Genomic DNA, 1,663 nt, shown 5'->3' with positions numbered 1-1,663 from the left:
CTCCCTCAATATACTTTCATTTTCTTAAAATATCGCTGTTTTTCTCTAATTTTCATTGATTAATATTAAAAACATTAGGTAAGTCAAGGAATATACATCCATTATAGGATTATTTTGGTATAATTTAATGCGATTTAATAAACCTAGTGATTAATTTTCCAAAAACTGGGTACATATTCTCCTATAATCGCACCTTGGAGCTCCACATCAAACATGGTGGTGGACCCTCCCATTTCTCACGGCGTCAATGCGCGTACATTCCTTCGTTCGACCTTACCATGTGTGGATGCCGGAAATGCTTTCTAAGTGGGTCTATGCCCTAACGGAGTGAATATCGACCGGCTAATCCGTGCTTCGAATGTAATAAATATCAATATGAATAATAAATAACGTATATTTTGGTTTTCATGTATTCCTTAAGCTGTTTCCTGTAACTTATTCAATGATGGAATGTCTTTCATCATACGTGATTCGTCAAAAGAACAATGGCGCGTACCTATGACAAAAAATACCTTAATCAATTTCCGACTAAGTGCCACAAAGGATTGCTTTCCTGTGAGTGGATTATCTGGTCGGTTTTTATAATAATTGTGCAGTTGTTTAAAGCCTTCATTATGAATCGATAAAGGGCGTGCAACTTGATATAACAGAGATCTTAATCGACGGCGGCCACGTTTGGTGATGGTTGTTTGACCTTTAAATATTCCAGATTGGTTCATCTTGAGATTGATTCCCGCTAATTTAATAATTTGACGTGGATCTCGATAATTGGATAAGTCTCCAACCTCGGCGTAAAAGCCGGCAACCGTCATAGAACTAACCCCTTTTATTTCCATCATTTGACTGGCTCCAGGAACGTGAAGAACAAGATCTTCAAGCAGTGCCTCATGGGCTTCGATGCGTTCCTGTATAGTCTGATATTGATCGATTAAATAGGCCATTTCCTGACGTGCCATCGTTAAACCAACTGTTAAACCGACACTTGTCTCAGCTACACGTTTAAGCTCCTGGATGCGTTTGATTCCAACACCACGTTTAGCAGCCCGTTTGACCTCTGCCATTAATTCTTCCTCAGAGCTTGATTGAATATCCTTTGGCAGATAGCCCTTTTTTAAAAAGTGAAGGGCTGCTTTCCCGGTCCAATCTTTAAAAACGGTTAGAAACTCTGGGAAATAGCGATCCAATACATTGTGTACTTGTGCTTTTATAGACGACAAATCTTCCTGCATCATGTCGTGTAGTTTTATTCCTTCACGCAATTCAGCGTAGATACCTTCTAATAATAACGGTTCATTATACCTGCCAGCACGAACGACCTGTGCAATCACTTTGGCATCCTTTGTGTCATTTTTGGTTGGGGAATCATCATCCAATTCCTTGGTGCGTTTCACTTTCATCGGATTAACGACAACAGCACGTAGCCCTTGCGCTTTTAAATGGTAAGCCAAATTCAGCCAATAATGACCTGTTGGCTCCATTCCTAGAATAAGGCTGTGCCGATCTGTCTTTTCTAAAAGATCATTGGCCCAGTCAAGCAATTGCTTAAATCCTGCCAAATTATTCGTAAACACTAATCGTTTCGATAAATCACGACCTCGGTCGTCAATGGCACGAGCAACATGCTTGTGCTTTGCGATATCTATACCGATGATGATTGTTTCTT

1 protein-coding gene is annotated in these 1,663 nt (G+C 39.9%); it reads right to left on the bottom strand.

The features are described from left to right. Positions 1-416 precede the first annotated feature (416 nt). Complete coding sequence (locus tag JOD18_RS24050; RefSeq protein WP_338029616.1) at positions 417-1,655, bottom strand: IS110 family RNA-guided transposase; 1,239 nt, start codon at positions 1,653-1,655, stop codon at positions 417-419. Positions 1,656-1,663: the final 8 nt, after the last annotated feature.

It is taken from the genome of Gracilibacillus alcaliphilus (genome assembly GCF_016909015.1).
GTDB classification, from domain to species: Bacteria; Bacillota; Bacilli; order Bacillales; family Amphibacillaceae; genus Gracilibacillus; species Gracilibacillus alcaliphilus.
This window is presented reverse-complemented; position numbering and strand designations above follow the sequence as displayed.